The 26,891-nt window shown below is 68.3% G+C and carries 24 protein-coding genes and 1 tRNA gene; 14 read left to right on the forward strand and 11 right to left on the reverse strand.

Annotated features, from left to right (window positions below):
* Positions 1-127 precede the first annotated feature (127 nt).
* On the reverse strand, positions 128-2,830 hold the full coding sequence (locus AAG565_RS06225) for a DNA methyltransferase (RefSeq protein ID WP_348818697.1): 2,703 nt from the start codon (positions 2,828-2,830) through the stop codon (positions 128-130).
* A 12-nt stretch (positions 2,831-2,842) separates the two neighbouring features.
* Positions 2,843-3,613, reverse strand: a complete 771-nt coding sequence (locus AAG565_RS06230; protein WP_348818698.1) for a type IIL restriction-modification enzyme MmeI — start codon at positions 3,611-3,613, stop codon at positions 2,843-2,845.
* 165 nt (positions 3,614-3,778) lie between these two features.
* On the opposite strand from AAG565_RS06230, the gene AAG565_RS06235 reads away from it, so the two are divergent.
* Together AAG565_RS06235 and AAG565_RS06240 are read left to right on the forward strand one after the other, a co-directional pair.
* Complete coding sequence (locus tag AAG565_RS06235; protein ID WP_348818699.1) at positions 3,779-4,075, forward strand: BrnT family toxin; 297 nt, start codon at positions 3,779-3,781, stop codon at positions 4,073-4,075.
* A 4-nt stretch (positions 4,076-4,079) separates the two neighbouring features.
* Positions 4,080-4,346: a BrnA antitoxin family protein gene (locus tag AAG565_RS06240; protein ID WP_348818817.1), complete on the forward strand. Its 267-nt coding sequence runs from the start codon at positions 4,080-4,082 to the stop codon at positions 4,344-4,346.
* Between the two features lie 93 nt (positions 4,347-4,439).
* Here AAG565_RS06240 and AAG565_RS06245 read toward each other — a convergent pair whose 3' ends face one another.
* From AAG565_RS06245 to AAG565_RS06270, 6 genes are all read right to left on the reverse strand, one after another.
* Positions 4,440-5,681: a CaiB/BaiF CoA-transferase family protein gene (locus AAG565_RS06245; RefSeq protein WP_348818700.1), complete on the reverse strand. Its 1,242-nt coding sequence runs from the start codon at positions 5,679-5,681 to the stop codon at positions 4,440-4,442.
* Between the two features lie 2 nt (positions 5,682-5,683).
* Complete coding sequence (locus AAG565_RS06250) at positions 5,684-6,484, reverse strand: enoyl-CoA hydratase-related protein (RefSeq protein WP_348818701.1); 801 nt, start codon at positions 6,482-6,484, stop codon at positions 5,684-5,686.
* A gap of 140 nt (positions 6,485-6,624) precedes the next feature.
* Positions 6,625-7,764 carry an acyl-CoA dehydrogenase family protein gene (locus AAG565_RS06255; protein WP_348818702.1) on the reverse strand — a complete coding sequence of 380 codons (1,140 nt, stop codon included), beginning with the start codon at positions 7,762-7,764 and terminating at the stop codon, positions 6,625-6,627.
* Positions 7,765-7,777: 13 nt separating this feature from the next.
* On the reverse strand, positions 7,778-8,476 hold the full coding sequence (locus tag AAG565_RS06260; protein ID WP_348818703.1) for an acetoacetate decarboxylase family protein: 699 nt from the start codon (positions 8,474-8,476) through the stop codon (positions 7,778-7,780).
* Positions 8,473-10,638, reverse strand: a complete 2,166-nt coding sequence (locus AAG565_RS06265; protein ID WP_348818704.1) for a 3-hydroxyacyl-CoA dehydrogenase NAD-binding domain-containing protein — start codon at positions 10,636-10,638, stop codon at positions 8,473-8,475. The genes AAG565_RS06260 and AAG565_RS06265 overlap by 4 nt, the downstream gene beginning before the upstream one ends.
* A gap of 69 nt (positions 10,639-10,707) precedes the next feature.
* The gene (locus tag AAG565_RS06270) at positions 10,708-11,916 is read right to left on the reverse strand and encodes an acetyl-CoA C-acetyltransferase (protein ID WP_348818705.1); all 1,209 of its coding nucleotides are present in this window, start codon (positions 11,914-11,916) and stop codon (positions 10,708-10,710) included.
* A 98-nt stretch (positions 11,917-12,014) separates the two neighbouring features.
* Here AAG565_RS06270 and AAG565_RS06275 point away from each other — a divergent pair, with 98 nt between their 5' ends.
* The 4 genes from AAG565_RS06275 to AAG565_RS06290 all read left to right on the forward strand — a co-directional run bounded on the left by AAG565_RS06275 (position 12,015) and on the right by AAG565_RS06290 (position 14,251).
* Positions 12,015-13,034, forward strand: a complete 1,020-nt coding sequence (locus AAG565_RS06275) for an AraC family transcriptional regulator (RefSeq protein ID WP_348818706.1) — start codon at positions 12,015-12,017, stop codon at positions 13,032-13,034.
* 273 nt (positions 13,035-13,307) lie between these two features.
* Positions 13,308-13,526, forward strand: coding sequence for a hypothetical protein (locus AAG565_RS06280; protein ID WP_348818707.1), 219 nt, complete (start codon positions 13,308-13,310; stop codon positions 13,524-13,526).
* Between the two features lie 53 nt (positions 13,527-13,579).
* On the forward strand, positions 13,580-13,816 hold the full coding sequence (locus AAG565_RS06285) for an AbrB/MazE/SpoVT family DNA-binding domain-containing protein (RefSeq protein ID WP_348818708.1): 237 nt from the start codon (positions 13,580-13,582) through the stop codon (positions 13,814-13,816).
* Between the two features lie 3 nt (positions 13,817-13,819).
* Positions 13,820-14,251 (forward strand): PIN domain-containing protein, encoded by a 432-nt coding sequence (locus AAG565_RS06290; protein ID WP_348818709.1) that lies wholly within the window; start codon positions 13,820-13,822, stop codon positions 14,249-14,251.
* Positions 14,252-14,341: 90 nt separating this feature from the next.
* On the opposite strand, the gene AAG565_RS06295 is transcribed toward AAG565_RS06290, so the two are convergent.
* A complete protein-coding gene (locus tag AAG565_RS06295; RefSeq protein WP_348818710.1) occupies positions 14,342-14,965 on the reverse strand; it encodes a pyridoxamine 5'-phosphate oxidase family protein in 624 nt (207 codons plus the stop codon).
* Positions 14,966-15,156: 191 nt separating this feature from the next.
* Between AAG565_RS06295 and AAG565_RS06300 the strand changes: the two genes are divergently transcribed.
* The 5 genes from AAG565_RS06300 (at position 15,157) to AAG565_RS06320 (ending at position 21,394) form a co-directional block, all read left to right on the forward strand.
* Positions 15,157-15,266 (forward strand) — tRNA-Ile (locus AAG565_RS06300).
* Positions 15,267-15,446: 180 nt separating this feature from the next.
* Entirely contained in the window at positions 15,447-16,130 is a 684-nt protein-coding gene (gene lexA / locus AAG565_RS06305; protein WP_348818711.1) for a transcriptional repressor LexA, read from the forward strand.
* On the forward strand, positions 16,127-16,738 hold the full coding sequence (imuA, locus tag AAG565_RS06310; protein WP_348818712.1) for a translesion DNA synthesis-associated protein ImuA: 612 nt from the start codon (positions 16,127-16,129) through the stop codon (positions 16,736-16,738). The genes lexA and imuA overlap by 4 nt, the downstream gene beginning before the upstream one ends.
* 10 nt (positions 16,739-16,748) lie before the next feature.
* Positions 16,749-18,308, forward strand: coding sequence for a DNA polymerase Y family protein (locus AAG565_RS06315; protein ID WP_348818713.1), 1,560 nt, complete (start codon positions 16,749-16,751; stop codon positions 18,306-18,308).
* Entirely contained in the window at positions 18,305-21,394 is a 3,090-nt protein-coding gene (locus AAG565_RS06320; RefSeq protein WP_348818714.1) for an error-prone DNA polymerase, read from the forward strand. The genes AAG565_RS06315 and AAG565_RS06320 overlap by 4 nt, the downstream gene beginning before the upstream one ends.
* Positions 21,395-21,406: 12 nt before the next feature.
* On the opposite strand, the gene AAG565_RS06325 is transcribed toward AAG565_RS06320, so the two are convergent.
* Both AAG565_RS06325 and AAG565_RS06330 read right to left on the reverse strand, forming a co-directional pair.
* Positions 21,407-22,237: a uroporphyrinogen-III synthase gene (locus tag AAG565_RS06325; protein ID WP_348818715.1), complete on the reverse strand. Its 831-nt coding sequence runs from the start codon at positions 22,235-22,237 to the stop codon at positions 21,407-21,409.
* A gap of 1 nt (position 22,238) precedes the next feature.
* Entirely contained in the window at positions 22,239-22,775 is a 537-nt protein-coding gene (locus AAG565_RS06330; protein ID WP_348818716.1) for an SRPBCC domain-containing protein, read from the reverse strand.
* Positions 22,776-22,916: 141 nt separating this feature from the next.
* Between AAG565_RS06330 and otsB the strand changes: the two genes are divergently transcribed.
* From otsB to AAG565_RS06345, 3 genes are read left to right on the forward strand one after another with little or no spacing between them, the layout of a single operon-like run.
* Positions 22,917-23,693 (forward strand): trehalose-phosphatase, encoded by a 777-nt coding sequence (gene otsB / locus AAG565_RS06335; RefSeq protein WP_348818717.1) that lies wholly within the window; start codon positions 22,917-22,919, stop codon positions 23,691-23,693.
* Positions 23,690-25,477 (forward strand): glycoside hydrolase family 15 protein, encoded by a 1,788-nt coding sequence (locus AAG565_RS06340; RefSeq protein WP_348818718.1) that lies wholly within the window; start codon positions 23,690-23,692, stop codon positions 25,475-25,477. The genes otsB and AAG565_RS06340 overlap by 4 nt, the downstream gene beginning before the upstream one ends.
* Positions 25,474-26,868 carry a trehalose-6-phosphate synthase gene (locus tag AAG565_RS06345; RefSeq protein WP_348818720.1) on the forward strand — a complete coding sequence of 465 codons (1,395 nt, stop codon included), beginning with the start codon at positions 25,474-25,476 and terminating at the stop codon, positions 26,866-26,868. Before AAG565_RS06340 ends, AAG565_RS06345 begins: the two co-directional genes overlap by 4 nt.
* The last annotated feature ends 23 nt before the right edge of the window (positions 26,869-26,891 follow it).

The raw sequence follows: 26,891 nt of genomic DNA on the forward strand, positions 1-26,891 counted from the left end.
TCAGTTGTTCCTTTCCATCAGCAAAGCCCAGCGTCCCGCCGCCTGACAGCCCCTCACTCAGACCCACCCTTCAGGCTCATCTCTGGATTGGAAAGGACTCCCGCGATCACTCAGCTGTCGCACCGACTCACCGGCCCGCGAGATACCTGCCGTTCTGTTCCTGCGCACGACCGAGGGCGACGAGCATGTCGAGCAGTTGCGGCAGGCGCTTCTTCCACGGGCCGCGGCCGGTGAAGCGCGCGGCGATGTCGTCGGCCGAGAGCGGCGCGACGCTGGCGGACAGGACGTCGGCGACCGCACGCACCTGCGCCACCGCGTCCTTCGGCCACGGCTGCGCCTTGAGCGCCGCGACCGGCGTGACGGCTTCCGTCTCGGTTTCGCCGTCGGTGTCCAGCTCGGCCTGTTGCGGTACCGCTTTTTCCTGCGGATTCTGGAACGCCGGCCGCAGCCAGCGCACCCGCCCGCGCGCCTCCTCGGCCGCGCGCTCGGCGTTGAGCGCGACCAGTCGTTCGAGCACCGCCTCGTCGAACGCGCGCCTGGCCGCGTCGCGCGTCTGGTTTTCCTGCGGCGCGTCAACGCCATGCGCCACCCTCAGCAACGGCAGAAGGTCCGACCAGCCGTAGGCCTCCAGCACCGCCGCGTCGAGCTCGTCGTGCAACTGGCGCAGCACGGACACCAGCCCCTGCTCGTGGATCACCCGCTCCTTCGCGCTCAGCGGCTCGCCGCTGCGCAGTTTCTCCAGCACGTTGTACATCCCGGTCAGCGTCAGCTCGGGATGCGCGGCCTGCTGGCGTTTGCGGTGCGCGTCGAGCTGTTCGGCGAGTGCGCGGATGCGGTCGGCTTGCCCGGCGGTTGCGGCGGGGAACGGAAAGCACTCGAAGCAGGTGGACTTGTTGTAAACCGGCCGGTCCTCCAGCGTCGCACCCGCCGCCAGCGCCCAGATCCCGTGTACCTGCGCGGACAGCACGCCGAGCACGCCGGCGTCGTCGGACGCGATGGCGATGAGCTTGTCGTCCGGCAGGATGTCCGCGTCGAGGAAGGTGAAGAAGCGGTGCTTGGCGGTCTGGACGGTGGCGATGAATCTCGCAAGGTCCTTGAGTGATCGGCGCAGATCTTCGTTGTTCCTTCTATGCAGCCACCATTTCTCTCGCAAGTCGCGGTCCTTGTTCTCGTCCCGCTCCGGCTTCACGCGTTCCAGCAGCCACTGATACACCGCCGGAAACCGCTCGCGCACCTGTTCGGCGCTCAGTCCGTACAGGTCGATCACGCGCACGCCGCGCGGCGTCTGGGTGAGATCGCGGCCGTTGCGGTAGGCGCGCAGATGCCGCTCCAGTCCCGGCACCGTGCCCAGGCCTAGCAGGCGCGCCCGCGCCTCGTCGATCACCATGTGCTCGCCGTGCGGGATGACGCCGCGGTTGCTGACGAGGCCATTGGCGCGCAGCGGCGCGGCGCCGGCGACGTCGGCGCCGATCTGCAGGTCCGCAAACATCCGCCCGCGCTTCTCGCGCAGGCTCACCGCGACCTCGCCGTCGGTCTGCTCGCGCTCATCGGTCACTTCGCGCAGGACGGCCGGCGCCGAACCCGGCTGCGCGACCGTCATCGCGATGCGCACCGCCGCACCGTCCGCGGTGTCCACCCAGGGGTGATCGGGAATGGCGAACACCAGCGCCAGCGGATGCTGTGCATCGCCCAGCGCCGCTTCGATCACCCGGCGGTTAAAGGTCTGGCGAATCGAATTGGTGGTGATCAGGCCGAATCGTTGCACACGCCCCGCAGCCGTGAGTTGCGCGGCGTGATGCCACCAGTACATGACGAAATCCGCGGACTCCGGCACGTCGTCCCAAGTCTGCCGCAGCGCTTCGACGTAGCCGTCGCCCAGCGCCGTGCGCATGCGCTTGTTGCCGATGAACGGCGGATTGCCGACGACGAAATCCGCCGCCGGCCACTCCGCCTTGCGTGGGTTGACGTAACGCTCCAGCGGCACGCGCGCGCTGTCGTCGGGAATATCCTCGCCGGTGACGGGCGAGACTTTCATCGTGCGTCCGTCCCAGCGCGTGACCGGCACGCCGCGTTCGTCGGTGACGAACTCCACCCGGTCGTAGGCGAGCACGGCGTCGCGGTTGTCGATGTTGCGGAAGTCGCGGATCACCGGGACCGGCGGCTGCACGTCGCCGCGGGTGCGGAAATGCCATTGCAGATAGCCGATCCACAGCACGACTTCCGCGATGGCCGCCGCGCGCGGGTTGATCTCGATGCCGAGCAGGTTGTGCGGATCGACCGTCTCGGCGCTGGTGCTGTCGGCGCGTTCCTGGTCGAGCGCGAGCCCGGTCTGGCGCCAGCCCATGTCGTCGAGCGCGTTGAGCACTTCGCCTTCGAGGCGTTTGAGGTGTTCCAGCGTCACGTACAAAAAGTTGCCGGAACCACAGGCTGGATCGAGCACGCGCACGGTGCAGAGCCGATAATGGTAGCGGCGCAGCTCGGCGATGGCCTCGTCGCGCCTGTTCTCGGCGGCCAGGGTCAACGCGGCGGCCTGCGCGTCGCTCCATTCCTCGCGCAGCGGCTCGATGACCGTCGGCAGCACCAGCCGCTCGACATAGGCGCGTGGTGTGTAGTGCGCGCCGAGCTTGTGGCGTTCGGTGGGCGTGAGCGCACGCTCCAGCAGGGTGCCGAAGATCGCCGGCTCCACGTGTTTCCAGTCGGCTTTCGCGGCGCGGATCAGCAGATCCAGCTGTTCGCGGTTCAGCGGCAGCGTGTCCGGATGCTTGAACAGCTTGCCGTTGAAGCGCAGCACGTCGGCGGCGATGGCGGCGGAGAAGCCGCCGTGGTCCATGTCGTGCCAGAGCTACGCGAGCATGCGCATGGCGGTGTCCGGCTGCTCGGCGTACTTGCTCAGCAGGTCGCGGAAGCTGTCGGACGGCAGCAGCTTGACGTCCTCCGCGAACATCGTGAACAGGCAGCGCATCAGGAACTGCGCGACCGCCTCCGCACCGTGACCGCTGGCTTCGAGGCTGCGCGCGAGTTCGGCGAGCTGGGCGGCGATCTCGCGCGTGACGCGCGCCGACTCGCGGCTCGGGTCCAGCGAGTTCGGATCCAGCCAGATGCGACGCAGGCGCTCGCGAATCTCCGGCTTGCGCAGATCGGCGAGCGCGATCTTGTGGCTGCGCGGGTCGGGGAACGGCGTGTAGGTGGCGCCGGAACACGAGAACTCGGCATAGATCTCGATGCGGTTGCCGACATCGACGACGAGCAGGAACGGCGGCCGGCCCTCGGCAACGGGCAGCGCGCGGGCGTAGTTCTGCGCCTGGCTGTGCGCGCGCAGCATGGCGTCGTCCAGACCCTTGCCGGCGGCGATCTTGCGCAGCTTCTTGGATTCGAGGACGAAGGCGCCGCGGCGGTAGAGATCGATGCGCCCGGCGCTGCTGCTGCCGTCCGCGTGCGCAAAGCTGATCGGCCGCTCGAACATGTAGTCCTGTTCGGGAGTCGGGTGCGGGCGCTCGACGCCGAGCAGCTCGCAGAGATCGATCAGGAAGCTCTGCGAGGTGGCCAGTTCGGACGCCGTGACCCCCGTCCAGCGGGCGATGAAGCCTTCCGCCGCCTCGATTCCGCTGTCCATCCCCTCAAGCCTCCCCGGCCCGTTATCAGTGTTTCGGGCAAGGCTAACCGATGGCCGGATGTGCCGTGTAGTCGCTTTCCTGCCCGATACAGCGAGAGTCCTGCACGGAACGGAATGCCTCGGCCCATTGCTTTACTTTTGTATATACATAATTAGAATGACTCAATGGAGTACGAGTGGGACAGATCCAAGCGGCTCGCCAATCTCAGCCAGCACGGCCTCGACTTCACCGACGCCGACCTGGTGCTGGAAAGCCCTTATGTCCTGATCGTCGACAGCCCTCGTAAAGGCGAGGCGCGCAAGCTGGCGTTTGCGTACGTCTTCGAGGTGCTGGCCGTGTTGTCAGTGGCCTTCGTGCCGGGAAAGAACCGCTGCCGCATCGTGAGTTTCCGCCCGGCCAATCGAAAGGAACGAGAGATCTACCATGCCTGGCTCGAAAAAGATGGTCTCGGCAAACAGTGAGGAAATGAAGGCTGCCCGTGCGCGCGGCGAAAGTCGCAGTGACTGGACGCGAGTACGCCGCAAAGCGAACGCCGACACGGAAGCCCGCACCATGAACCGCAAGATCGGCGAGCTGGTCGAGCGTATCGAGCGCAAGCGCGGACGTCCTGTGGAGGGCGAACCGAAGCGCGCGGTTTCTCTGCGCATTCCGGAAAGCACGATCTCACGCTGGAAGGCGACGGGTCCGGGCTGGCAGACGCGCATGGTCCAGGCCCTGAACAAGGCAATCTGAGCCCCACGAAGGCGACCGGCCGGGATCTCTCGGAGCGTCTCGGGCGCGACGCAGCACTCGCTCATCGCGGCCGAAGCCGCTCCCCGCCGGATCTCAGCGCTTCAATCCCAGCACGGCATCGTTGTCCGCGCCCAGACTCGGTGCCGGATGCGCGGGTTCGAGCGCGTCGCTGAAACGCACCGGGAACGCGAACGCCGGCTTGCCGTTGTCGTCCTCGATCATGCCGCGCGCGCGGATGTGTTCGTTCTTCAGCGACTCGTCGATGGACAGGATCGGCGTCACGCAGCAGTCGCGCGACTCCAGCAGCGCCGCCCAGTCGTCGCGCGTGCGCGTCAGGAAGATCGCCTGCAGCGCCCAGCGGATCGGCGCGGTTTTCATCCGCGCCTGGCGCGGACTGCCGAACAGCTTGTTGAGCTTGTCGAACTGACCGGCCTCGTTCTTCGGCTTTTCAGCACCGCCGGTGGATTTCTTGCTCTTGCCGGTCAGACCGGCGAGGGCGCGGTCGAGTCCGCGCTGCAGCGGCGCCGGGATCTGCTCCTTGAGCACGCCGAGCAGCTTGAGGAAGAACTTCGGCTCCAGCGCGCCGACGGCGAGGTATCGGCCGTCGCGACAGCGGTAGAAGGTGTAGTTGGGCAGCGCGCCGGTGAGCAGATCGGCGCCGCGCTTCGGCGGCTGGCCTTCGCCGCGCAGCGTGGACAGCGCCAGCACCTGCAGCGCCAGCGAGCCATCGGTCATCGACACGTCGACCATCGTGCCCTGCCCGGACGCGCGCGCGCCGATCACGGCGGCGAGGATGCCCACGGCGCAGGTCAGCGCGCCGCCGGCGAGATCGGCGATCTGCACGTTGGACTGCGCCGGCGCGCTGTGGGCGCGGCCGATCTGGTCGGCGACGCCGGCGATCGCCAGGTAGTTCATGTCGTGGCCGGCCCAGTCGCGGTACGGGCCGGTCTGGCCATAGCCGGACAGCGCGGCGTACACCAGCTTCGGGTTGAGCTTCTTCAGGCTGTCGTAGTCGCAGCCGAAGCGCGCCATCACGCCGGGACGGAAGGATTCGAGGACGACGTCGGCGGTCTTCACCAGCTCGAGGAAGCGCGCGCGATCGGCGTCGGCGCGCAGGTCCAGCGTCACCGACTTCTTGCCGCGATTGACGAGGCTGAACAGCTCCGGCGTGCCGCGCGCATAGTCGCCGCCGTCGGGTTCCTCGATCTTGATGATCTCGGCGCCCATCTGTGCGAGGTACAGCGTGCAGAACGGCCCCGGCAGCAGGCGCGACAGGTCGAGCACGCGCACGCCCTTGAGCAGGGGATTGGCCGGCAGCGGATGGGTCTTGGTCACGGTCAGCGTCCCTTGAAGTGGGCTTTGCGTTTCTGCGTGAACGCCATCACGCCTTCCATGAAGTCCTGCGTGCGCCCGCAGTCGCGCTGCAGTTCGCGCTCCAGGGCCAGCTGCGCCGTCAGGTCGTTGCCGGCGGACTGGATGATCGCGCGCTTGATGCGCTCGATCGCCACGCCCGGACCCTCGGCGAGCCTGCGCGCCAGCGCCAGCGCGGCCGGCACGAGCTGATCGTCATCGACGACGTCCCAGATCATCCCCCACTGCAGTGCCTTCTCCGCCGGCAGGCGCTCGCCGAGCAGACTCAGACCCATCGCGCGTTGCGACCCGACCAGGCGCGGCAGGATCCAGGTACCGCCGGCATCCGGGATCAGCCCGATGTTGACGAAGGCCTGCAGGAAGTAGGCGCTGCGCGCCGCGATGGTCAGGTCGCAGAGCAGCGCGATGTTGGCGGCGGCGCCGGCCGCCATGCCGTTGACCGCGGCGATCACCGGCTTGCGCAGGCTGCGGATGCGTTCGATCAGCGGGTTGTAGGTGGTCTCCAGCGCTAGGCCGAGGTCGAGTTTGCCGTCCGGCCCGATCGGCGGCCTGGCGGCGTTGGCCACCAGGTCCGCGCCGGACGAGAAGCCGCGCCCCTCGCCGGTGAGCACGACGGCGCCGACCTCGGCGTCCGCTTCGGCCCGGTCGAGCGCATCGCGCAGCTCGTTCAGCAGATCCGGCGTCAGCGCATTGAGCGCCTGCGGCCGGTTCAGGCGGATCAGCGCGACGCGCGCTTCGACGCCGTAAAGAATGCCTGTGTAGTCCATGTGCGTTCGCTGGCCCTGATACGTGAACCAAGACTTCCATTCGTGTCATTCCCGCGAAAGCGGGAATCCAGCGCGGCGTGCCCAACGTGCCTGTTCCTGGATGCCCGCCGTCGCGGGCATGACGTTCCGCTTGCCGCGCCTCAGTCGAGAATCGAGCGGGCGATGATCTCCTTCATGATCTCCGAGGTGCCGCCGAGGATACGGTGAATGCGCTCGTCCTGGTACAGACGGCAGATCGGATATTCGTCCATGTAGCCGGCGCCGCCGTGCAGCTGCACGCCCTCATCGACGACACGGCCATTGAGCTCGCTGGTGTAGAGCTTGGCGCGCGCCGCGTCCTCGGACGACAGCTTGCCTTCGTTGTGCACCTCGACGCAGCGATCGACGAAGGTCTGCGCGATCTCGATCTCGGCGTCCAGCGCGGCCAGCTTGAAGCGCGTGTTCTGCATCTTGCTCAGCGGCTTGCCGAACACCTTGCGGTTGCGCACGAAGTTCTTGGTGTGCTCCATCGCCACGCGCGCGGCGGCGATGTTGCCGCAGGCACCGATCAGGCGCTCTTCGGCCAGGCCCTTCATCAGATGGTAGAAGCCGGCGTGCACCTGGCCGAGCACGTTGGCCTTCGGGATCTTCACGTCACGGAAGAACAGTTCGGCGGTGTCCTGCGACTTCATGCCCATCTTCTTCAGGTTGCGGCCGCGCTCGAAACCTGCCATGCCGCGTTCGACGATGAACAGCGTGACGCCATGCGGATTGTCGGGATGCGTCTTGGCCGCGACGATGACGACGTCGGCGAGGATGCCGTTGGAGATGTAGGTCTTGGAGCCGTTGAGCAGGAAGTGGTCACCCTTGTCCTCGGCGCGCGACTTCATGCCGGCGAGGTCGGACCCGGCGTCCGGCTCGGTCATCGCGATGGCGAGGATCTTCTCGCCGCGGATGAAACCGGGCAGGAAGCGCTGTTTCTGTTCGGGCGTGCCGAAGTGCTCGAAGTACGGCGCGACCAGGCGGCTGTGCAGCGTGATGAAGTAGCCCGAATCGCCGTGGAAAGCGTTCTCCTCGATCAGGATCTGCTCGTAGCGGAAATCCTTGAGGCCGAGACCGCCATGGGTCTCGTCGGCCCACATGCACAGATAGCCGGCCGCGCCGGCTTTCAGATAGGCCTCGCGATCGACGATGCCGGCCTCGCGCCAGCGTTCCGAATGCGGGCGGATCTCGGTCTGGAAGAACCTGCGCGCCGAGTCGCGGAACAGCTCCATCTCGGGTTCGAGCGGCTTGCGTTGCATGGGGGGCTCCCGGTCAGGTGCCTCGAGCGCTCGCGTGCGGCAGGATCTGCGAGGCGGGGAAGGTCATGTCGAAATGCGTGAGCTTGACCGTGGCCAGCACGTCGGCACTGGCGACGTCCGGGAATTCGAACGCATCGAAGCGACGCTCGACCAGGCGCGCCGGCCGCATCCAGCCGCGCGCGCTCGGACGGTAGATGAAGGTCTGTCCGCGATCGTGCTGCGCCAGCGTGTGCCAGCTCGCCGGCAGCAATGCGGTGGCCACCGGCAGTGACAACGGCCAGGACGTGTAGGCGAGTTCGGCGAAGCACGTGCCGTTGCGGCTGACACGGACGCGATCGAGGCCGTGATCGCCGTAGCGCACCTCGAACTGCGCGACATCCTTGGGAATGCCCCAGTTGCGCTGGCCGTTGACGACGCTGTCCAGCGTCGAGACGAAGATGCGGCTGATCGACAGGTGCCGGCGACCGTCCTCGAACGCGAAACTGCCGGGGATGAACAGCAGTTCGTGGTACGGACCCACCGGCGAGCTTGCGTAATCGACGAACATCATCAGCGCGTAGGGCGCCCGGCTGCGCTTGCCGCGCAGCGACTCCGGCACGAAGCTGTGTCCGTCGAGCAGGTCGGCCGGGCAGCGCAGCAGGCTCACATAGCCCCGGCCCTGCAGCCGCCAGGGTGCGGGGGCATCGATGACCGAGGGCTCGCGCATGGTCATGCCGCCTGCGCCGACGGGTAGAAGCGCTCGCCGGACTTCGCGCGCGCGGCCAGCCAGTCCGAGGGCGCGAAGCGCGGACCCCAGGTCGCAGCGAGGCGCTGGCATTCGGCGACGAAGGCCCGGATGCCCAGCGTGTCGATGTAGGACAGCGTGCCGCCGGTCCACGCCGGATAGCCGATACCCAGGATCGAACCGATGTCGGCGTCGATCGGATTGGCGATCACGCCTTCCTCGAAGCAGCGCGCGGTCTCCAGCGCCATGATCGTCAGGAAGCGCGACTTGATCTCGGCGACATCGGGCTGCTGCGGTCGGGTCGGGAAGGCCTCCTTCAGCCCGGCCCACAGCTTCTTGGGCTGGCCATCCGGGTAGTCGTAGAAGCCGGCACCGAAGCGGCGGCCCGGACGCTTGAGTTCGTCGACCATCTTGTCCACCACCGGCCGGCCGAGCGTGCCGCGGTACTTCTCCGGCAGACCGTCGGCGTCCTGCTGTTTGTAGATACTCTGCTGCAGGAACATGGTGACTTCATCGGACACCGCGAGCGGACCGACCGGGAAGCCGGCGAGCTTCGCGCCGTTCTCGATCAGCGCCGGCTCGATGCCGTCGAGCAGCATCTTCTGGCCTTCCGAGCAGAAGGTGCCGAACACGCGGCTGGTGTAGAAACCCGGGAAGTCGCGCACGACGATCGGCGTCTTCTTGATCTGGGCGACGTAATCGAGCGCCTTGGCCAGCGTCTCCTGGCTGGTCTGCTCGCCGAGAATCAGCTCGACCAGCGGCATCTTCTCGACCGGCGAGAAGAAGTGGATGCCGATGAACTGCTTCGGCCGCTTCGAGGCCTGCGCGAGGCCGGTGATCGGCAGCGTCGAGGTGTTGGAGCCGAACGTGGCGCTCTCGGGAATCACCGCCTCGGCCTTCGCGGTCACGTCAGCCTTGATCTCGCGCTTCTCGAACACCGCCTCGACGATCAGGTCGCAGCCTTCGAGGTCCGCGTAGTTCGCGGTGGTCTTGATGCGGCCGAGGACCGCATCGACCTTGTCCTGCGTGGTCCTGCCCTTGGCGAGCTCCTTGTTCTGCATCGCAGCGATGCCGGCCTTGCCCTTGTCGGCGAGTTCCTGCGTCGAGTCGAGCAGCACGACCTCGATGCCGGCCTGGGCGCTGACGTGGGCGACGCCCGCGCCCATCATGCCGGCGCCGAGCACGCCGAGCTTGGTGACCTTGGACTTGGCGATGCCCTTGGGACGGTTGGCCAGCTTGTCGGCCGCGCCCTTGTTGATGAACATCGTGCGGATCAGGTTGCGCGCGACGGCGCCCGACAGCAGTCTGCCGAAGTACTTGGACTCGATGCGCAGGCCGGTGTCGATCGGCACCTGTGTCCCTTCGAACACGCAGGACAGGATCGCGTGCGGTGCCGGATAGTTGCCATTGGTGTTCGCTGAAGTCAGCGCATTGCCGGCAACGAAGGTCTGGTTCGCGTGCGCCGCCATCGGGCCGGCGCCGCCCGGAATGCGGAAGTTCTTTCTGTCCCAAGGTTGTTCGGCGGACGGCGTCGCCAGCAGCCATTCGCGCGCCTTGGCGAGCACCTCGGCGGCCGGCGCGAGCGCATGCACGATGCCGAGCTTGAGCGCCTCCGCCGGCTTGACGTGCTTGCCCTGCAGCAGCAGCGGCAGCGCGTTGGGAATGCCGATCAGGCGCGGCAGACGCTGCGTGCCGCCGGCGCCCGGCAGCAGGCCGACCTGCACTTCCGGCAGGCCGACGACGGCCTTGGGATCGTCGCTGAGCACGCGGTGGTGACAGGCCAGGCACAGTTCGAGGCCGCCGCCGAGCGCAAGGCCGTTGATCGCCGCGGCGAAGGGCTTGCCGCAGGTTTCCATGCGGCGGAACAGCGCCGACAGCTCCTGGGAGGACTTCGCGCCTTCGACGGCGTCGATGCCCTGGTCGAAGGCGGTGACCAGATCCTTGAGATCGGCGCCGGCGATGAAGGCGCCCGGCTTGCCTGACGTGAGGATCGCGCCCCTGATGTCCGCGTCGGCGGCGATGCGCTCGACGGCAGCCTTCAGCTCTGCGGTCAGTTCCGGCGTCAGCACGTTCATCGGCCGCTCTGGCACGTCGATGCTGAGGACGGCGATGCCGTCGCGGTCGATATCGAATTTCAGTGTAGTGGCCATGTGATCGTTCTCGAAAAGTGATCCGTCATGCCCGCGCAGGCGGGCATCCAGTTATGCGGTCGGCACACGTCACACGCGCTCGATGATCGCCGCGTTGCCCATGCCGGCGCCCACGCACAGGGTCACCAGCGCGGTGGATTTGCCGCTGCGCTCCAGCTCGTCGAGCGCGGTGCCGAGAATGATCGCACCGGTGGCGCCGAGCGGATGCCCCATCGCGATGGCGCCGCCGTTGACGTTGACGCGCTCGTGCGGAATGCCCATGGCGCGCATGAAGCGCAGCGCCACCGAGGCGAAGGCCTCGTTGATCTCCCACAGGTCGATGTCCTTCACGCCCATGCCGGCGAGCCGGAGCGCCTTGTGCGACACCGCCGCCGGGCCGGTCAGCATGATGCAGGGCTCGGACCCGATCGCCGCGAAGCTGCGGATGCGCGCGCGGGCTTTCAGGCCCGTTTGCTCGCCGAACGCCTTGCTGCCGATCAACATGCCGCAGGCGCCATCGACGATGCCGGAAGAGTTGCCGCCGGTGTGCACGTGATGGATGGTCTCGACCTGGGGGTAGCGCTGGATCGCGACGGCGTCGAAGCCGCCCATCTGGCCGATCTGCTCGAACGCGGGCTTGAGCTTGCCGAGATCCGCGAGCGTGGTGCCGGGGCGGATGTGCTCGTCGCGGTCGAGCACCACCTGGCCGATGACGTCGCGCACCGGCAGGATGGATTTCTCGAAACGGCCTTCGGCCCAGGCCTGCGCGGCGCGGCGCTGCGACTCGACCGCGAAGGCATCGACGTCCTCGCGCGAGTAGCCGTCGAGCGTCGCGATCAGGTCGGCGCTGATGCCCTGCGGCACGAAATGCACCTTCGGCGCAAAGGACGGATCGGTCGGCCACGCGCCGCCATCGGAACCCATCGCGACGCGCGACATCGACTCGACGCCGCCGGCGATCATCGCCGGCGCCATGCCGGACATCACGCGCGCGGTGGCCAGGCTCACCGCCTCCAGGCCCGAGCCGCAGAAGCGGTTGACCTGCACGCCGGACACGGTCTCGGCGTAGCCCGCGTTGAGCGCCATCGAGCGCGGCAGCACCGCACCCTGCTCGCCGACCGGCGAGACGATGCCCATGACGACGTCATCGACCAGCGCGGTGTCGAGCCGGTTGCGGTCGCGCAGCGCCTGCAGCACCTGCGTGCCCAGCTGCAAGGGCGTGATCTCGTGCAGCGCGCCGTCGGCGCGGCCCCTGCCGCGCGGCGTGCGCACGTGGTCGTAGATGAAGGCGTCGGCCATGACAGTCTCAAGGGATGCGGAACGGAGATCGCATCCTGCCGGGACCGGCCGGCGAAACCCATACGGCTGCCGGCCATCGAGTTAATATTTTCGGCCATATGCGACCCGACGTCCGCCGCTCCATCGTCAGCGCCCACCTGCTCACCCGCCTCGCGGCCGAACGCGGCCTGGGTCTCGACGCCTGCCTGCACGGCACCGGCATCGATGCGGCGCAATTGGGCGATCCGGCCGCGGAGATCACCGGCGCGCAGGAATTGCAGCTGATCCGCAACCTCGTCGCCGCGCTCGGCCACATGCCGGGGCTGGGTCTCGACGCCGGCTTGCGCTACCACCTGTCGAGCTACGGCATCTGGGGCTACACGCTGCTCAGCAGCCCGACCTTCCGCAGCGCCGCCGAGCTCGCGGTGCGCTACCTCGATCTGAGCTACGCCTTCGGTCGCTATCGCCTCGAACGTCGCGGCGAGGACCTGCTGATCGTGCTCGACGACTCCGAGCTGCCCGACGATCTGCGCCAGTTCCTGGTCGAGCGCGACTTCGCCGCCTGGGCCAACGCCGCCTGGGAAATGCGCCCCGGCGGTTTCCCGGCCAAGGCCGCGCAATTCCGCTTTCCGCGACCGAGCTATGCGTGGCGGCTCGACAAGCTCTGCGGCGTGCGTCCGACGTTCGACGCACCGCTCAATGCCGTGCTGCTGCCCGCGAAGGATCTCGACGCGCCGCTGCCGCAGGCCAATCCGACGATGGCACGGCTGTGCGAGGAGCAGTGCCGGCAGCTGCTGGCGAAACGCCAGGTGCGCTCCGGCATATCGGGCCAGATCCGCGACCGCCTGCTGCGCAATCCGGCGGACATGCCCTCGCTCGACGATGTCGCAGCCGAGCTGCATGTCTCGGTGCGCAGCCTGCGCCGGCGCCTCGACGAAGAGAACACGTCGTTCCGCGCGCTGCTCGACGAAGTGCGTCAGACCCTCGCCGAGGAAATGCTGACCGCCGGCCACATGAAGCTCGCCGAGATCGCCGCGCGCCTGGGCTACACCGAACCTGCCGCCTTCATCGCCGCGTTCAAGCGCTGGAAAGGCCAGTCGCCGACGGCGTACCGCGAGTCGCGGCGTCAACTCCGATAGCCCCACTCTCCGCCACGCATGAAGGGGAGCGGGAGAACGTCACAGCGTCTTCGGGTACTCGATGATCGCGCGGTGATCCGGCGGCGCTGCGCGAGGCACGCCCGTCCACCCGCGGAAGTTCGCGCAGTGAAACGTATCGGGTGACCCCCAGCGGTCTATCATCCTCCGGGCTGACCGGGGAGAAGCCGATGAGCGCGACGACACAGAACCATTACCGCACCTGCCACCTGTGCGAGGCGATGTAAGGCCTTCGTCACCCTTGCCGGCAACCCGGTGCTGTCCACGCCCAACGGCCCGGCGCTGGAAAGGGCGCTGGCTGGCCTGGAGTTCATGGTTTCGATCGACTGCTACCTCAACGAGACCACCAAGCACGCGCACCTGATCCTGCCGCCCACAACGGGCGTGGCGGCGTTCAACGGGCTCCCCGTTCAGGTCTGCCGTCTGCCGACGAGGGTGCACGCAGACGAGGGCAGCACGATGACCCCCGCTTAGTGACAGAGGCGGACGATTGCCCGGCCTGGGAATCCGTTGGTAGCTTATTCCCTTTGGAGACCAAGATTGATTCCGTAGGCCGGATCGTCGTACCCAAGCCGCTTCGCGATGCTCTGGGACTGAAGCCCGGCGCCACGGTCGATGTGTCCCTCTACGGGCGCGGCCTCCAGGTCGTGCCAGGTGCCCGCACGGCGCGTCTTGAAAAGCAGCAGGGCCGCCTCGTTGCAAAATCGAAGACGCGCGTCTCGGACGCCGACGTTTTCAGGCTGGTTGATGAGTCGCGGCGATAGCGCATGACTGGAATCGACTTTGCCGTCGATGCCAGCGTCGCCGTCGCCCTCCTGATCGACTCGCACGACGCCCACGCACCGGTTCTTGCCGCACTTGCAGGAAAGCGGCTGGCGCTGCCACATCACGCTCTCGTCGAGACGTACTCCGTTCTCACTCGCCTCCCCGGCGACGCACGCGTTGAACTGGCCGACGCCGTGCGCTTGATTGACGAGAACTTTCCTGTGGTGCTCGTTCCAGAACCGGAGACCATCCTGCGGGCGCACTCGCTCTGCGCCGCGCAAGGCATCGGCGGCGGGGCGATCTACGATGCCATCGTGGCACTGGCAGCTCGCGATCATTCCGTTGAACTGCTCACGCGTGACAAGCGCGCCGAAAGCACCTACAAGTCGCTTGCGGTCAGCTATTCGATTGTCGCGGGTGCAATCCCGCGATGAGAACCACCAGAGAATTTCATGGGGGATGGCCGCTTCAGACTGTCAGCGGTCACGGCCAGGAGCAGCTCCCGCCGCCGAGCATCGGTGGCATTACCGTCCTTCCCCATCTTCCGGCCGATCGCGTGCCGGCAGGGCGTCGCGGAACTCGGTAAAGCCTTTCCACGCCGGCACCGGCGGCGTGTAGTCGGAGCGCGGCGCGTATTCGGAGTGTTCGACGAGCTGCATCTTGTGGATGTAGCGCGGGCAGTTCGGGAAGATGCGCTCGGCAGTGACGCGGACCATGAACACCGCGCCCGGGCACTGCGGCAGCAGCGGATCATCCCGGCTGATCCGGGCCACACCGTTCACGCGCAACCGCTTCTGGCGCTCGAAGTCGATGAACAGCAGGCCGACATGGGCATTCACGAGCACGTTGCCCCAGCTGCGATACATGCCGTTGCCGTCGTAGTCCGGGATGCACAGCGTGCGTTCGTCGAGCACGCGCACGAAGCCGGGCAGGCCGCCCTTGTAGGAACAGTCGGGACGGCCGTGGTCGTCCGCCGTGGCGATGAAGAACATCGCGCATCGTTCGATGAAGGCGCGGTCTTCGTCGGTGAACGCGCTGCGCAGGGTGACCTGCGCCAGACGGTCCGCGAGCCTGCGCGTGTCGCGCGCATCCTGCAACTGCCGCATCCCGTCGTGATACATCGGCCCGCGATCCGGATCGTCCTGCATGACTGACTCCTCGTGATCCACAGGAAGGCATTGCCGACAGTAGCACCCGGCCGGTCCGCAGGGTGTCCGACATCAGGGGAGGTTTACGGGAAGGCGGCGCCCCTTGTCTCCCACCGGCCCGGCGTGTGAAGCTCGTCGCCATGCTCATCTTCACCAACGGCTTCTTGATATCCGCAGGCGTGCACGCTCACGCCCGGATAGCTCAACGGTAGAGCAGCGGCCTTATAAGCCGATCAGTCCCCCGGGACTGCTTCGCCAGATCAGCGACAGGTTGCGGGTTCGAGTCCCGCTCCGGGCACCACCCCAGAAACGAAAAGACCGGGCGCATGCGCCCCCGCGATCGTGTCCGTGACGTGACGCAGCTCGTCGATCTGACGGCAGGCTGTTCTCATAGAACCATTTCAAATGAGACAGCACCCTGTATTGACAGCTCGCCGGGGTCTGGATAACTGTATGCATATACAGTCCTCCGGAGCCTGCCTTGGACCCGCTGACCCCCCGCCAAGCCGAGATTCTCGACTTCATCCGCCGCCACATCAGCGATCGGGGTCTGCCGCCGACGCGCGCCGAGATCGTCGCGGCCTTCGGTTTCCGCTCGCTGACCGCGGCCGAAGACCACCTGCGCGCACTGGCGCGCAAGCAGGCGATCGAGCTGCTGCCCGGCGCCTCGCGCGGCATCCGCGTGCTCGGCCACCCGCCCGAAGCAGGCGAACCCGCGAATGATGCGGACGGACTGCCGCTGATCGGCCGCGTCGCCGCAGGCAGCCCGATCCTGGCGCAGGAGTGCATCGAGGCGTACTACAAGCTCGACCGCAATCTGTTCCATCCACAGCCGGATTTCCTGCTGCGCGTGCAGGGCTGGTCGATGCGCGACGCCGGCATCCTGCCGGGCGACCTGCTCGCGGTGCAGCGCATCCAGACCGCGCAGAACGGCGAGATCGTCGTCGCGCGCCTGGGCGAGGACGTCACCGTCAAGCGCTTCGAGCGCAAGGGCGATGTGGTGCGCCTGCTGCCGGCGAACCCGGATTTCGCGCCGATCCGCATCGACCTGACGCGCCAGGAACTGGTCATCGAAGGCCGCGCCGTCGGCCTGCTGCGCACCGGCGGCTTCGGCGGCCCGTCACCGGCGCCGATCCGCGCGCCGCAGGATTCGGCGGCGGCGTGAACCCCGGCGCGGCCACCCTCGCCGTCCCGTCCGACCCGCGCCTGTGGCGGGGGTCGGCCGCGGCAGCGCTGCGCGCGGAAGCGACCGGCCACGCCGCGCTCGACGCCGTGCTGCCCGGCGGCGGCTGGCCGCTGGGCGCACTCAGCGAAATCCTGCACCCGCATCCGGGCGTCGGCGAGCTGACCCTGGTGCTGCCGCTGCTGGCACGCCTGACCGGCGCCGGACATCACGCTGCGTTCGTCGCACCGCCCTGCCGTCCGCATGCCCCGGCCCTGGCCGCGGCCGGCGTGCACCTGCCGCAGCTGCTCGTGGTCGAACCCGCCAGCGATGCCGAGCGGCTGTGGGCGGGCGAGCAGCTGTTGCATGCCGGCGCCGGCGCGGTCCTGCTGTGGTGCGCGTCGATCGCCACGACGGCGCTGCGCCGGCTGCAGCTCGCCGCCGAACGCGGCGGCGGCGTGGCCCTGCTGTTCCGGCCGCCGGCGGCAGAACGCGAGCACTCGGTCGCCGCGCTGCGTCTGCGCATCGCGCGCCATGCCGGCGCGACGCAGATCGACGTGCTGAAGTGCCGTGGCGCCCGCCCGCCGGGACGCTACGCGCTCGGGCAATGAGCATGCGGCCATGCTCTGGCTGTGCCTGCATCTGCCGCAACTGCCCGCGGAGGCCCAGGGGCTCCACGATCCGCTCGATGCCGTCACCGACAGCCGCGGCGCCCGGCGCTGGCTGATCACTGCGGGCGCCGGCCTGCCGGTCGGCCTCGCGCTCGGCGATGCCCTGGCGCGCTGCCCCGCGCTGCGCGCGCATCCGCGCAAGCCGGCAGCCGAGCGCGCTGCGCTGCGCGCGCTCGCGCAGGGCCTGTATCGCTATGGCAGTCCGGTCGCCACCGAGATTCGTGAACTGCCGGAACCGGGACGCGCACCACGGGCCTGCGTCTGGATCGAGATCGGCGCGAGCCTGCGCCTGTTCGGCGGCATCGAGTCCCTGTGTGCACGCCTCCGTGCCGACCTCGCCGGGCTGCAGCAATCCGCGCAGTTGGGCATCGCACCGACGCGCACCGCCGCGGCGCTGCTGGCCTGCGCGGGCATCGCCGAACCGGTGCTTGCATCCGAAGACCTTCGAGCGCGGCTGGAGCAGCTGCCGGTATCCCTGCTTGCGTGGCCACAGGCACAGCTCGATGCGCTGCACGGCGTCGGCCTGCGCCGTCTCGGCGACCTGTTCGCGCTGCCGCGCGCCGGCTTCGCGCGCCGCTTCGGCGCCGAAGCCCTGCTCGAACTCGACCGCCTGCGCGGCCTCGCACCCGATCCGGTGCGCGGGCTCACGCCACCACCGCAGTTTCGCCGGCGCTTCGATCTGGCCGGCGAAGTCGAGCAGCTCGAAGGCCTGCTGTTCCCGCTGCGGCGCATCAGCATGGAGCTGCAAGCCTGGCTGCGCGCCCGCGACACCGGGCTGCGCAGCCTCGAACTGTGCTGCGAACATGGACGGCGCCGGCGCAGCGCCTTCACCCTGCGCTTCCTGTCGGCACATCGCGACGGCAACCGCATCTTCGATGCGCTGCGCGAACGCCTGAACCGCGCGCCGCTGTCCGCGCCGGTGCGCGCGCTGCTGCTGCGCGCCGACGATCTCGGTCCGGTCGCCAGCGGCCAGGCCGAGCTGTTCGACGGCGACGTCCAGCGGCAGCTGCAGTGGAACGAAACCGTCGAACGCCTGCTCGCGCGCCTGGGCGAAAGCGCCCTGTGGACACCGACCGCAGTCGAAGACCACCGGCCGGAGCGGGCCTGCGCACGTCACGACGTTTGCTCGGGACGGGCCGAGCACCCGCGCAGCCGCCACGCGGGCCATCGCTCCGCTCAGCCCATCCTGCGGGCGCATCCTGGCCATCCCTGGCCCGACGGCAATGCCCTCTCCAGCCCCCGGCCCGGCCATCCATGGCCGGGCGCTCGGGATCGGGGCGACACATGGTCGCCAAGTACGATCCCTCGCCCCCTGTGGCTGCTGCCACAGCCGCAGCCGCTGCCGATCGTCCCCACCGGCATCGGCGAGCCCGAACGCATCGAGAGCGGCTGGTGGGACGGCGCCGATGCGCGACGCGACTACCACACGATCGAGTGGCAGAACGCGTGCGCCTGGGTGTTCCGCGATCACGCCAGCAATCGCTGGTATCTGCATGGCTGGTGGGCGTGACGAAGCACCCGGAATACGTCGAGCTGCACGCGCTGTCGGCCTTCAGCTTCCAGCGCGGCGCGTCGATGCCCGGGGAACTGGTCGAGCACGCGCTCGCGCTCGGCTACAGCGGGCTGGCCATCACCGACGAATGCTCGATGGCCGGCGTCGTGCGCGCCTGGCAGCAGGCCCGCGAACTCGGAGCAACGCACTGGCCACTGCTGACCGGCAGCGAGTTCACGCTGGCCGATGGCCCGAAGGTCGTGCTGCTCGCGCAGACGCAGCGTGGCTATGCCGGCCTCTGCGCGGCGATCACGCGCGGGCGCCGCAACGCCACCAAGGGCGAATATCGCCTCGACCGCAGCGATTTCGCCGACGGCACTGCCGACACCTGCGCGCTGTGGATTCCGCGCGGGCCCGGCGACATCGAGGAACTGGTCTGGCTGCGCGAACGTTACCCGCAGCGCCTGTGGATCGCGGTCGAACTGCACCGCGACGGCAACGACGCCGCGAAGCTGCAGCGGCTGCGCGATCATTCCCGCCGCTTCGGCGTGCCGCTGGTGGCCGCCGGCGACGTACACATGCACCGGCGCGAACGCCGCGTGCTGCAGGACGTGCTGACCGCGCTGCGCCACCACCTGCCGGTGCAGCGCTGCGGCCATCGGTTGTTCGCCAACGGCGAACGCCATCTCCGTCCCCTCGACGACCTGGCCACACTGTATCCGCCGGAGTTGCTGCGCGAGACGCTGGCGGTGGCCGAGCGCTGCACGTTCCGGCTCGGCGAGCTGAGGTACGAATACCCGAAGGAGATCGTCGAACCCGGCCACACCCCGGCGAGCTGGCTGCGCACACTCGTCGAGCGCCACATCCCCGACCGCTGGCCCGCCGGCTGTCCGCCGGACGTTCACGCGATCATCGAGAAGGAACTCGCGCTGATCGCGCAGAAGCACTACGAAGCGTTCTTCCTGACGGTCCATGACATCGTCCAGTTCGCCAAGAGACGCGGCATCCTCTGCCAGGGCCGCGGCAGCGCCGCGAACTCGGCGGTCTGCTACACGCTGGGCATCACCGAAGTCTCGCCCGGCTTCACCGATCTGCTGTTCGAGCGCTTCGTCTCGATCGAACGCGACGAGCCGCCGGACATCGACGTCGATTTCGAGCACGAGCGCCGCGAGGAGGTGATCCAGTACGTCTATGAAAAGTACGGCCGCGAGCGTGCGGCGCTCGCCGCGACGGTGATCCGCTACCAGCCGCGCTCGGCGCTGCGCGACGTCGGCCGCGCACTCGACATCGGCGCCGAGGTCGTCGATCGCGTCACCCGCTCGCTGGCCTGGTGGGACGAGCCCGACGACCTGCCCGAGCGCCTGCGCGCCGCCGGCGTCGATCCGGATGCGCCGCAGATCCGCGTGTGGCTGCGGCTCGCGCGCAGCTTGATCGGCTTTCCGCGTCATCTGTCACAGCACGTCGGCGGCTTCGTGATCTCGGATGCGCCGCTGCACGAGCTGGTGCCGGTCGAGAACGCGGCGATGCCGGAGCGCACGATCATCCAGTGGGACAAGGACGATCTGGAAGCGCTGGGCCTGCTCAAGGTCGATGTGCTCGCGCTGGGCATGCTGTCCGCGCTGCGCCGCAGCTTCGAGCTGCTGCGCGCGTACGATGGCACGGCGCTCGCACTGCGCACGATCCCGCCGGACGATGCCGCCACCTACGCGATGATCCGGCGCGCCGAGACCGTCGGCGTGTTCCAGATCGAGTCGCGCGCGCAGATGTCGATGCTGCCGCGGCTCAAGCCGGCGAATCTCTACGATCTCACCGTGCAGGTCGCGATCGTGCGCCCCGGGCCGATCCAGGGCGGCATGGTGCATCCCTATCTGGACGCGCGCCTGTCCAGCGCTCCGATCACGTATGCCAGCGAAGCGCTGCGCAAGGTGCTCGAACGCACCCACGGCGTGCCGATCTTCCAGGAACAGGTGATGCGCATCGCCGTGGTCGCCGCCGGCTTCACGCCCGGCGAGGCCGACCAGCTGCGCCGCTCGATGGCAGCGTGGAAGCGCAGCGGCGGTTTGGAGAAGTGGGAACGCCGACTCAAGGACGGCATGGCGAAGAACGGCTACACGGCCGAGTTCGCCGACCGCATCTACCGGCAGATCCTCGGCTTCGGCTCCTACGGATTTCCCGAGAGCCATGCGGCGAGCTTCGCGCTGCTGGCCTATGCCTCGGCGTACCTGAAATGCCACTACCCGGCGGCATTCTTCTGCGCGCTGATCAATGCGCAGCCGATGGGTTTCTATCCGCCATCGATGCTGGTCGCCGAGGCGCGGCGCATGCGCGTCGCGGTGCGACCGATCGACGTCCTGCACAGCGACTGGGATTGCACGCTGGAGCGCGGCGACGACGGCAGGCCCGCGCTCCGGCTCGGCCTGCGCCTGGTGTCCGGCTTCACTCCCGCGGCGGCGCTGCGCATCGCGCAGGCGCGCCCGGCGCAGCCGCCTGCGGACGTTGACGATCTCGCGCGCCGCGCGCGGCTGACACGGCGCGATCTGGACCTGCTGGCCTCGGCCGACGCGCTGGCCGCGCTGACCGGTCATCGCTACGCCGCGCGCTGGCAGACACGCGGCCTGGAAAGGCTGGACGGCGTGCTCGGCGCTGCACGCGTGCCCGACGACGCCGTGCAACTGGCCGCGCCAAGCGAAGGCGAGGACATCCTCGCCGACTACCGCAGCACCGGGCTGACGCTGCGCCGCCATCCGGTCGCACTGCTGCGACCGCGCCTGCACCAGGCGCGCGTGACCGCCAACGCCGATCTGGCAGGGATCGCCGACGGTGCGCCGCTGCGCGTCGCCGGCATCGTCATGTTCCGCCAGCGGCCCGGTTCCGCGAACGGCGTGATGTTCATGACGCTGGAGGACGACACCGGCATCGTCAACCTGATCGTCAAGCCGCCGCTGATCGAGGCGCAGCGCGCAGCGGTGGTCGGCGGCCAATTCCTGATCGCGCAGGGCCGGCTGCAGCGCCAGCAGAACGTGACGCACGTGCTCGCCGAGCGTTTCTTCGATCGCTCGCACTGGGTCGGCGAGCTGCCCGCCTTGTCGCGGGATTTCCGCTGAACGCGCCGGTCGCTACGGGCTGGTGTCGAAGGCGTCGGCCAGCGCGCGCATCAGCGGCTTCATGAAGTAGTCGTTCTCCGGCATCGCCTGCACGGCGATACCATGCGCCGCCAGCGCATCGGACACCACCGGGCCGACCGCAGCGACGCGCGTGCGCTCCAGGCCGGATTTGAGCGCATCCTCGCGCGCGGCGTCGCGGGCGACGCGGAACAGGCGCTCGACCTGGGCCATGCTGGTGAAGGCGATCGCATCGAGCGCGCCGGCGGCGAGCCTGTCGATCAGGTCGAGCACGCGCTGCGTGTCGGCGGCGTCGGCATAGACATAAGGCGCGACCGTCAGCACCGTCGCGCCGGCCGCCTGCAGCGCATGCTGCAGCGGCGCGTTGGGCTCGGTGCCATACAGCTGCACACCGACCCTGCGTCCCTTCAGATCGAGATCGAGCAGCGTCTCGATCACGCCGCGCGTGGTCGGTTCGACCGCGGTCAGCGTCGCCTTGAGCCCCAGCTCGCGCAGCGCACGTCCCGGCTTGGGGCCGCGCGCGATGATGCGCACCGCGCCCAGGCTCGCGACGAAGGGCGCGCGCAGCTCGGGCGCATGGCGCTCGATGCAGGCGACCAGACGCCGCAGACCCTCGCCGGTCAGCAGGATCAGGTCGTCGCAGGAACCGGCGTTGAACGCGCGGATCCAGGCCAGCACCGGCGCCGGGTCGGGCGCGTCGCGAATCGCCACCAGCGGGCAGCGCAACACCTCGGCGCCACGCTTTTCCAGCATCGACGCGAATACGTCGAGCTCACGCGTTTCCGGAACCGCGATACGCCTTCCCTGCAGATTCGGTTCGTCCATGTCAGCGCGCCGGCTCCAGCCACTTGGCGAGACCGCCGAGCTGCAGGTTCTGCACCTGGTCGACCACCGGCGCGAACTCGCGCAGGTCGGTCGGACTGTAGCCGCCGACCGTGTAGCGCAGGCTCAGGCGCGTGCCGCCTTCGACCTTCTCGAAACTCCAGTCCAGCGCACCATGCAGTCCCATGCCCTGCATCGGCCCGAGGCCTCCGACCATGCGCAGCAGACGGCCCGGATCGGCGAAGGCCACGGTCATGTGCTGCACCTGACGCGCGCCGGCGATCTCGCAGAAGCAGCCGCCTGCCCTGGGCTCGATGCTCAGCGTCGATTCGCTACCGAACCAGGTGTGGTCGCGCGGCCACCAGCGGTCCACATCGTTGACCAGCGCCTTCCACGCCGAATCGACATCGACCTCGACGACATAGCTGTTCTCAATGGTGAAACCGGAAACGCTGCTGTCGATCACCTTGGCGTGGCCGGACGGGCCGGCGAGCGACAACAGCAGTGCGGTAACGATTGACACATACCTGACGGGGATCATGTGGGGCATCCTGCTGTTCCGTGAATGGTGAGATTGCCGACACGCGGATCGTCGCATAAGGATGCTGTTGCCACCGCGCGGGTGGATGCATCCGTCGCATGAGTCTACAGTCTGGTCTGACCCTGTTCCCCGCCCACACGCATGGCCAAGACGCATGACGCCAGCGCGGGCGTGGTGCCGCCGCTTCTGTCGGCGCGCGACGCTCTGTACCTGGACTTTGACGGCACGCTGACCGACATCGCGCCGCATCCCGACGCCGTGACCATCGCACGCCAACTGCCTGCGCTGATCGACGCGCTGCGCACACATCTCGATGGCGCCGTCGCCATCGTCACCGGCCGACGACTCGATGACATCGACACCTGGCTCGCGCCGCTGCGCCTGGTGGGTGCGGGGCTGCACGGCGCCGAACTGCGACGCACGCCGACCGGGGACAGCGTGGAACACCGTTCGCCGGAGGTTCCGGTGGTCGCCAGATCGCTGCTGGACCGATTCGGCGCGGACTCCCGACTGCTCGTCGAAAACAAGGGCGCATCGGTCGCCCTGCATTTTCGCAGCGCGCCGGAACGCGCACGGGAATGCACCGCGGCGATGAGAGCGCTGGCCACGACGCATGGCCTCGTCACGATCGCCGGAAAAATGGTCGTCGAGGCGCGCGCACCGGGCATCGACAAGGGCCGGGCGATTCTCGCGCTCGCGTCGGCGCCGCCGTTTCAGGGTCGACGGCCGGTATTCGTCGGCGATGACGTCACCGACGAGGATGGCTTTGCCGCGGTGCAGGCCAGCGGCGGCTTCGGCATCAAGGTCGGCGACTGTGAGACCCGTGCGCGCTACCGCTGCGCCGATGTCGATGCCGTCCACCACTGGATCGAGGCCTGCGTCCAGCACTTGAATGAACCCGACCGGGAGCGTGCATGAGTCATCTCAATCTGGGCGTCATCGGCAACTGCGCCATCGCGGCAATGATCGATCCGCAGGCACGCCTGGTCTGGTGCTGCCTGCCGCGTTTCGACGGCGATCCGGTCTTTCATGCGCTGGTGGATACGGACCACGGCGAAGCCGCCCGCGGATTCTGGTCGATCGAACTCGATGGCTACACGCACAGCGAACAGCGTTACGTTCCCAACACCGCGATGCTGGTGACGCGCCTGTTCGCAGCCGATGGCAGCGCGGTGGAAGTCCGGGATTTCTGTCCGCGCTTTCTGATGCACGGCCGCAGCTTCCGGCCGCAGATGATCGTGCGCAGCATCCTGCCGCTGGCGGGCAGCCCCCGGATCCGCGTCCGCATCCGGCCGAGCTTCGACTATGGCCAGACCGCGCCGACTATCACCCGCGGCAGCAATCATCTGCGCTACGTCGGGCCCGAACGCACGCTGCGTCTGACCACCGATGCGCCCGCCAGCTACATCTTGTCGGAGACGCCCTTCCTGATCGAGCGCCGAACCAACCTGATTCTCGGACCCGACGAGACGCTGCTCGAAGCGGTCGATCATGTCGCGCGTCGTTTCGACGAGGAGACCGAATCCTGGTGGCGCGACTGGACCCGGCGTCTGGCCTTGCCGCTGGAGTGGCAGGATGCCGTGATCCGCGCGGCGATCACCCTCAAGCTCTGCACGTTCGAGGAAACGGGTGCGATCGTCGCCGCGCTGACGACGAGCATTCCGGAAGCTGCGGCCACGTCGCGAAACTGGGACTACCGCTACTGCTGGCTGCGCGATGCGCTGTTCGTCGTGCGGGCACTGAACTCGATGGCCGAAGTCGAGACGATGGAGCTGTATCTGGGCTACATCGCCAACGTCGTCAGCGATTCCGCCGACGGCCATCTGCAGCCGGTCTACGGCATTGCGCTGGAGAAGCAGTTGCTGGAGCGCGAGCTGACGAGCCTGGCCGGCTACCGCGGTCAAGGGCCGGTGCGCATCGGCAACCAGGCGCACGAGCACTTCCAGCACGATGTCTATGGCAACGTGATCCTCGCGGCGGCGCAGTCGTTCTTCGATCACCGGCTGTTGCGCCCCAGCAGTGCGGTCGAGTTCGAGCGCCTGCAGCGCCTCGGGCTGCAGGCGCACAAGGTCTACGCCACACCTGATGCCGGCATGTGGGAGCTGCGCACGCGGGCCCGCGTCCACACATCCTCAGCGTTGATGTGCTGGGGCGCCTGCGACCGGCTGGCGCGGATCGCCCGCCATCTTGGACGCGAGCAGGAGGCCGCGGATTGGCTGGCGCGCAGCACCGAGATCCGCAATGCGATCGAATGCCGGGCGTGGAATCCGAGGCTCGGCAGCTTCGTCGACTGCTTCGAGGGCGAGGATGTCGAGGCCGGCCTGCTACTGATGGCCGAAATCGGCTTCCTGCCGGCCCGCGACCCGCGCTTTGCCGGCACCGTCGCGCAGATCGAGCGTCGCCTGCGCCGCGGCACACACCTGTTCCGCTACGCCGCCGCCGACGACTTCGGCGAACCGACCACCGCCTTCAACATCTGCACCTTCTGGTACATCGACGCGCTGGCACGGCTGGGCCGGCAACAGGAGGCGCGCGAACTGTTCGAGGGCATGCTGGCCTGCCGCAATCCGCTCGGCTTGCTGTCCGAGGATGTGGATCCGCGCAACAACGAGCTCTGGGGGAATTTCCCGCAGACCTATTCGATGGTCGGCATCATCAACGCGGCGATGCGCTTGTCCGGGCGCTGGGAGGACGTAGTGTGAGTCGCCTCGTCGTGGTGTCGAATCGCGTGGGGTCGACACGCGAGGCGGCCAGCACCGGCGGTCTCGCGGTCGCGCTGATCGAAGCGCTGCGTGACAGCGGCGGCCTGTGGTTCGGCTTCAGCGGCAAGACCGCGCGCAGCGGCACGCGCAAGCCCGAAGTCGTTGCGGAGGACGGCTTCACGCTGGCGACGCTCAATCTGCCGGTCGACGAGTTCCAGGGTTACTACTCCGGCTACGCCAACGGCTGCCTCTGGCCGATCTGCCATTTCCGCCCCGACCTGATCCAGTTTGAACGCACGCATTTCGACGCCTACCGCCAGGTCAACCGCCGCTTTGCACAGGCGCTGGCGCCCTTGCTGCGTCCCGACGATCTCATCTGGGTCCACGACTATCACCTGATTCCGCTGGCTCACGAGCTGCGCGCTCTCGGCGTGCGCCAGCGGATCGGGTTCTTCCTGCATATTCCATTCCCGCCACCGGATCTGCTGGATGCGTTGCCGGAACACGAAGCCCTGCTGCACTGGATGCTCGACTATGACCTCGTCGGCTTCCAGACCCAGCACGACCGGCTGCAGTTCCAGCACTGTATTGCCCACAATGGAGGCTGGATCAGCGATCACACCGTTGAAGCCCACGGGCAGAGCGTGCAGGCCGGCGCCTACCCCATCGGCATCGACGCGCGTCAGTTCCATGCGCTCTCGACCTCGCCCGCCGGCGCCCGCGAGTTCCGGCGCATGCGGGATGCGTTGCACGGGCGCGCCCAGATCATCGGGGTGGACCGCCTCGACTACAGCAAGGGGCTGTTGCGGCGCGTTCATGCAGTCGAGGCGCTGTTCGATCGTCACCCGCACACCCGCAGCCGAGTGGAGTTCCTCCAGATCGCGCCGCTCTCCCGCCACCAGCTGAAGGCCTACGACGATTTCCGCCACGCGCTCGAATCCGCCGCGGCCCAGGTCAATGGACGCTTCGCGCAGTTCGACTGGACGCCGGTGCGCTACCTGAACCGCCCCCTCCCGCGCCGAACCTTGGCGGGTTTGTATCGAGCCAGTCGTATCGGTCTGGTCACGCCGTTGCGCGACGGCATGAATCTGGTGGCCAAGGAATTCGTTGCCGCGCAGGATCCGGAAGATCCCGGCGTCCTCGTGCTGTCGCGGTTCGCCGGTGCCGCCACCCAGCTCGATGCTGCCTTGCTGGTCAATCCCTACGACTGCGGCGAAGTGGCCGATGCGCTGGAGACAGCGCTGTCGATGCCACGCGCGCAGCGTCGCGACCGCCATGCGCGCATGATGTCGGTGCTGGTCGAGCAGGACGCCGCGAAATGGCGCGCGGATTTCCTGCGCGATCTGCGCGGCGCGCGGGCCACGCGCTCAGGGAAGCGCCGGGCGCGCTGACGGCACCCGCAGGCGCACAGATC

It is taken from the genome of Fontimonas sp. SYSU GA230001, assembly GCF_040066175.1.
Lineage (GTDB): Bacteria > Pseudomonadota > Gammaproteobacteria > Nevskiales > Nevskiaceae > Solimonas.

Coding starts and splice junctions, on each gene's coding strand:
- AAG565_RS06240 (WP_348818817.1), top strand. CDS start 4,080: ATGAAGGCTGCCCGTGCGCGCGGCGAAAGTCGCAGTGACTGGACGCGA.
- AAG565_RS06260 (WP_348818703.1), bottom strand. CDS start 8,476: ATGACCATGCGCGAGCCCTCGGTCATCGATGCCCCCGCACCCTGGCGG.
- AAG565_RS06230 (WP_348818698.1), bottom strand. CDS start 3,613: ATGGACAGCGGAATCGAGGCGGCGGAAGGCTTCATCGCCCGCTGGACG.
- AAG565_RS06235 (WP_348818699.1), top strand. CDS start 3,779: ATGGAGTACGAGTGGGACAGATCCAAGCGGCTCGCCAATCTCAGCCAG.
- AAG565_RS06225 (WP_348818697.1), bottom strand. CDS start 2,830: ATGGACCACGGCGGCTTCTCCGCCGCCATCGCCGCCGACGTGCTGCGC.
- AAG565_RS06340 (WP_348818718.1), top strand. CDS start 23,690: ATGAGTCATCTCAATCTGGGCGTCATCGGCAACTGCGCCATCGCGGCA.
- AAG565_RS06330 (WP_348818716.1), bottom strand. CDS start 22,775: ATGATCCCCGTCAGGTATGTGTCAATCGTTACCGCACTGCTGTTGTCG.
- AAG565_RS06325 (WP_348818715.1), bottom strand. CDS start 22,237: ATGGACGAACCGAATCTGCAGGGAAGGCGTATCGCGGTTCCGGAAACG.
- AAG565_RS06315 (WP_348818713.1), top strand. CDS start 16,749: ATGCTCTGGCTGTGCCTGCATCTGCCGCAACTGCCCGCGGAGGCCCAG.
- AAG565_RS06265 (WP_348818704.1), bottom strand. CDS start 10,638: ATGGCCACTACACTGAAATTCGATATCGACCGCGACGGCATCGCCGTC.
- AAG565_RS06255 (WP_348818702.1), bottom strand. CDS start 7,764: ATGCAACGCAAGCCGCTCGAACCCGAGATGGAGCTGTTCCGCGACTCG.
- otsB (WP_348818717.1), top strand. CDS start 22,917: ATGGCCAAGACGCATGACGCCAGCGCGGGCGTGGTGCCGCCGCTTCTG.
- AAG565_RS06290 (WP_348818709.1), top strand. CDS start 13,820: ATGACTGGAATCGACTTTGCCGTCGATGCCAGCGTCGCCGTCGCCCTC.
- AAG565_RS06250 (WP_348818701.1), bottom strand. CDS start 6,484: ATGGACTACACAGGCATTCTTTACGGCGTCGAAGCGCGCGTCGCGCTG.
- AAG565_RS06295 (WP_348818710.1), bottom strand. CDS start 14,965: ATGCAGGACGATCCGGATCGCGGGCCGATGTATCACGACGGGATGCGG.
- AAG565_RS06275 (WP_348818706.1), top strand. CDS start 12,015: ATGCGACCCGACGTCCGCCGCTCCATCGTCAGCGCCCACCTGCTCACC.
- AAG565_RS06270 (WP_348818705.1), bottom strand. CDS start 11,916: ATGGCCGACGCCTTCATCTACGACCACGTGCGCACGCCGCGCGGCAGG.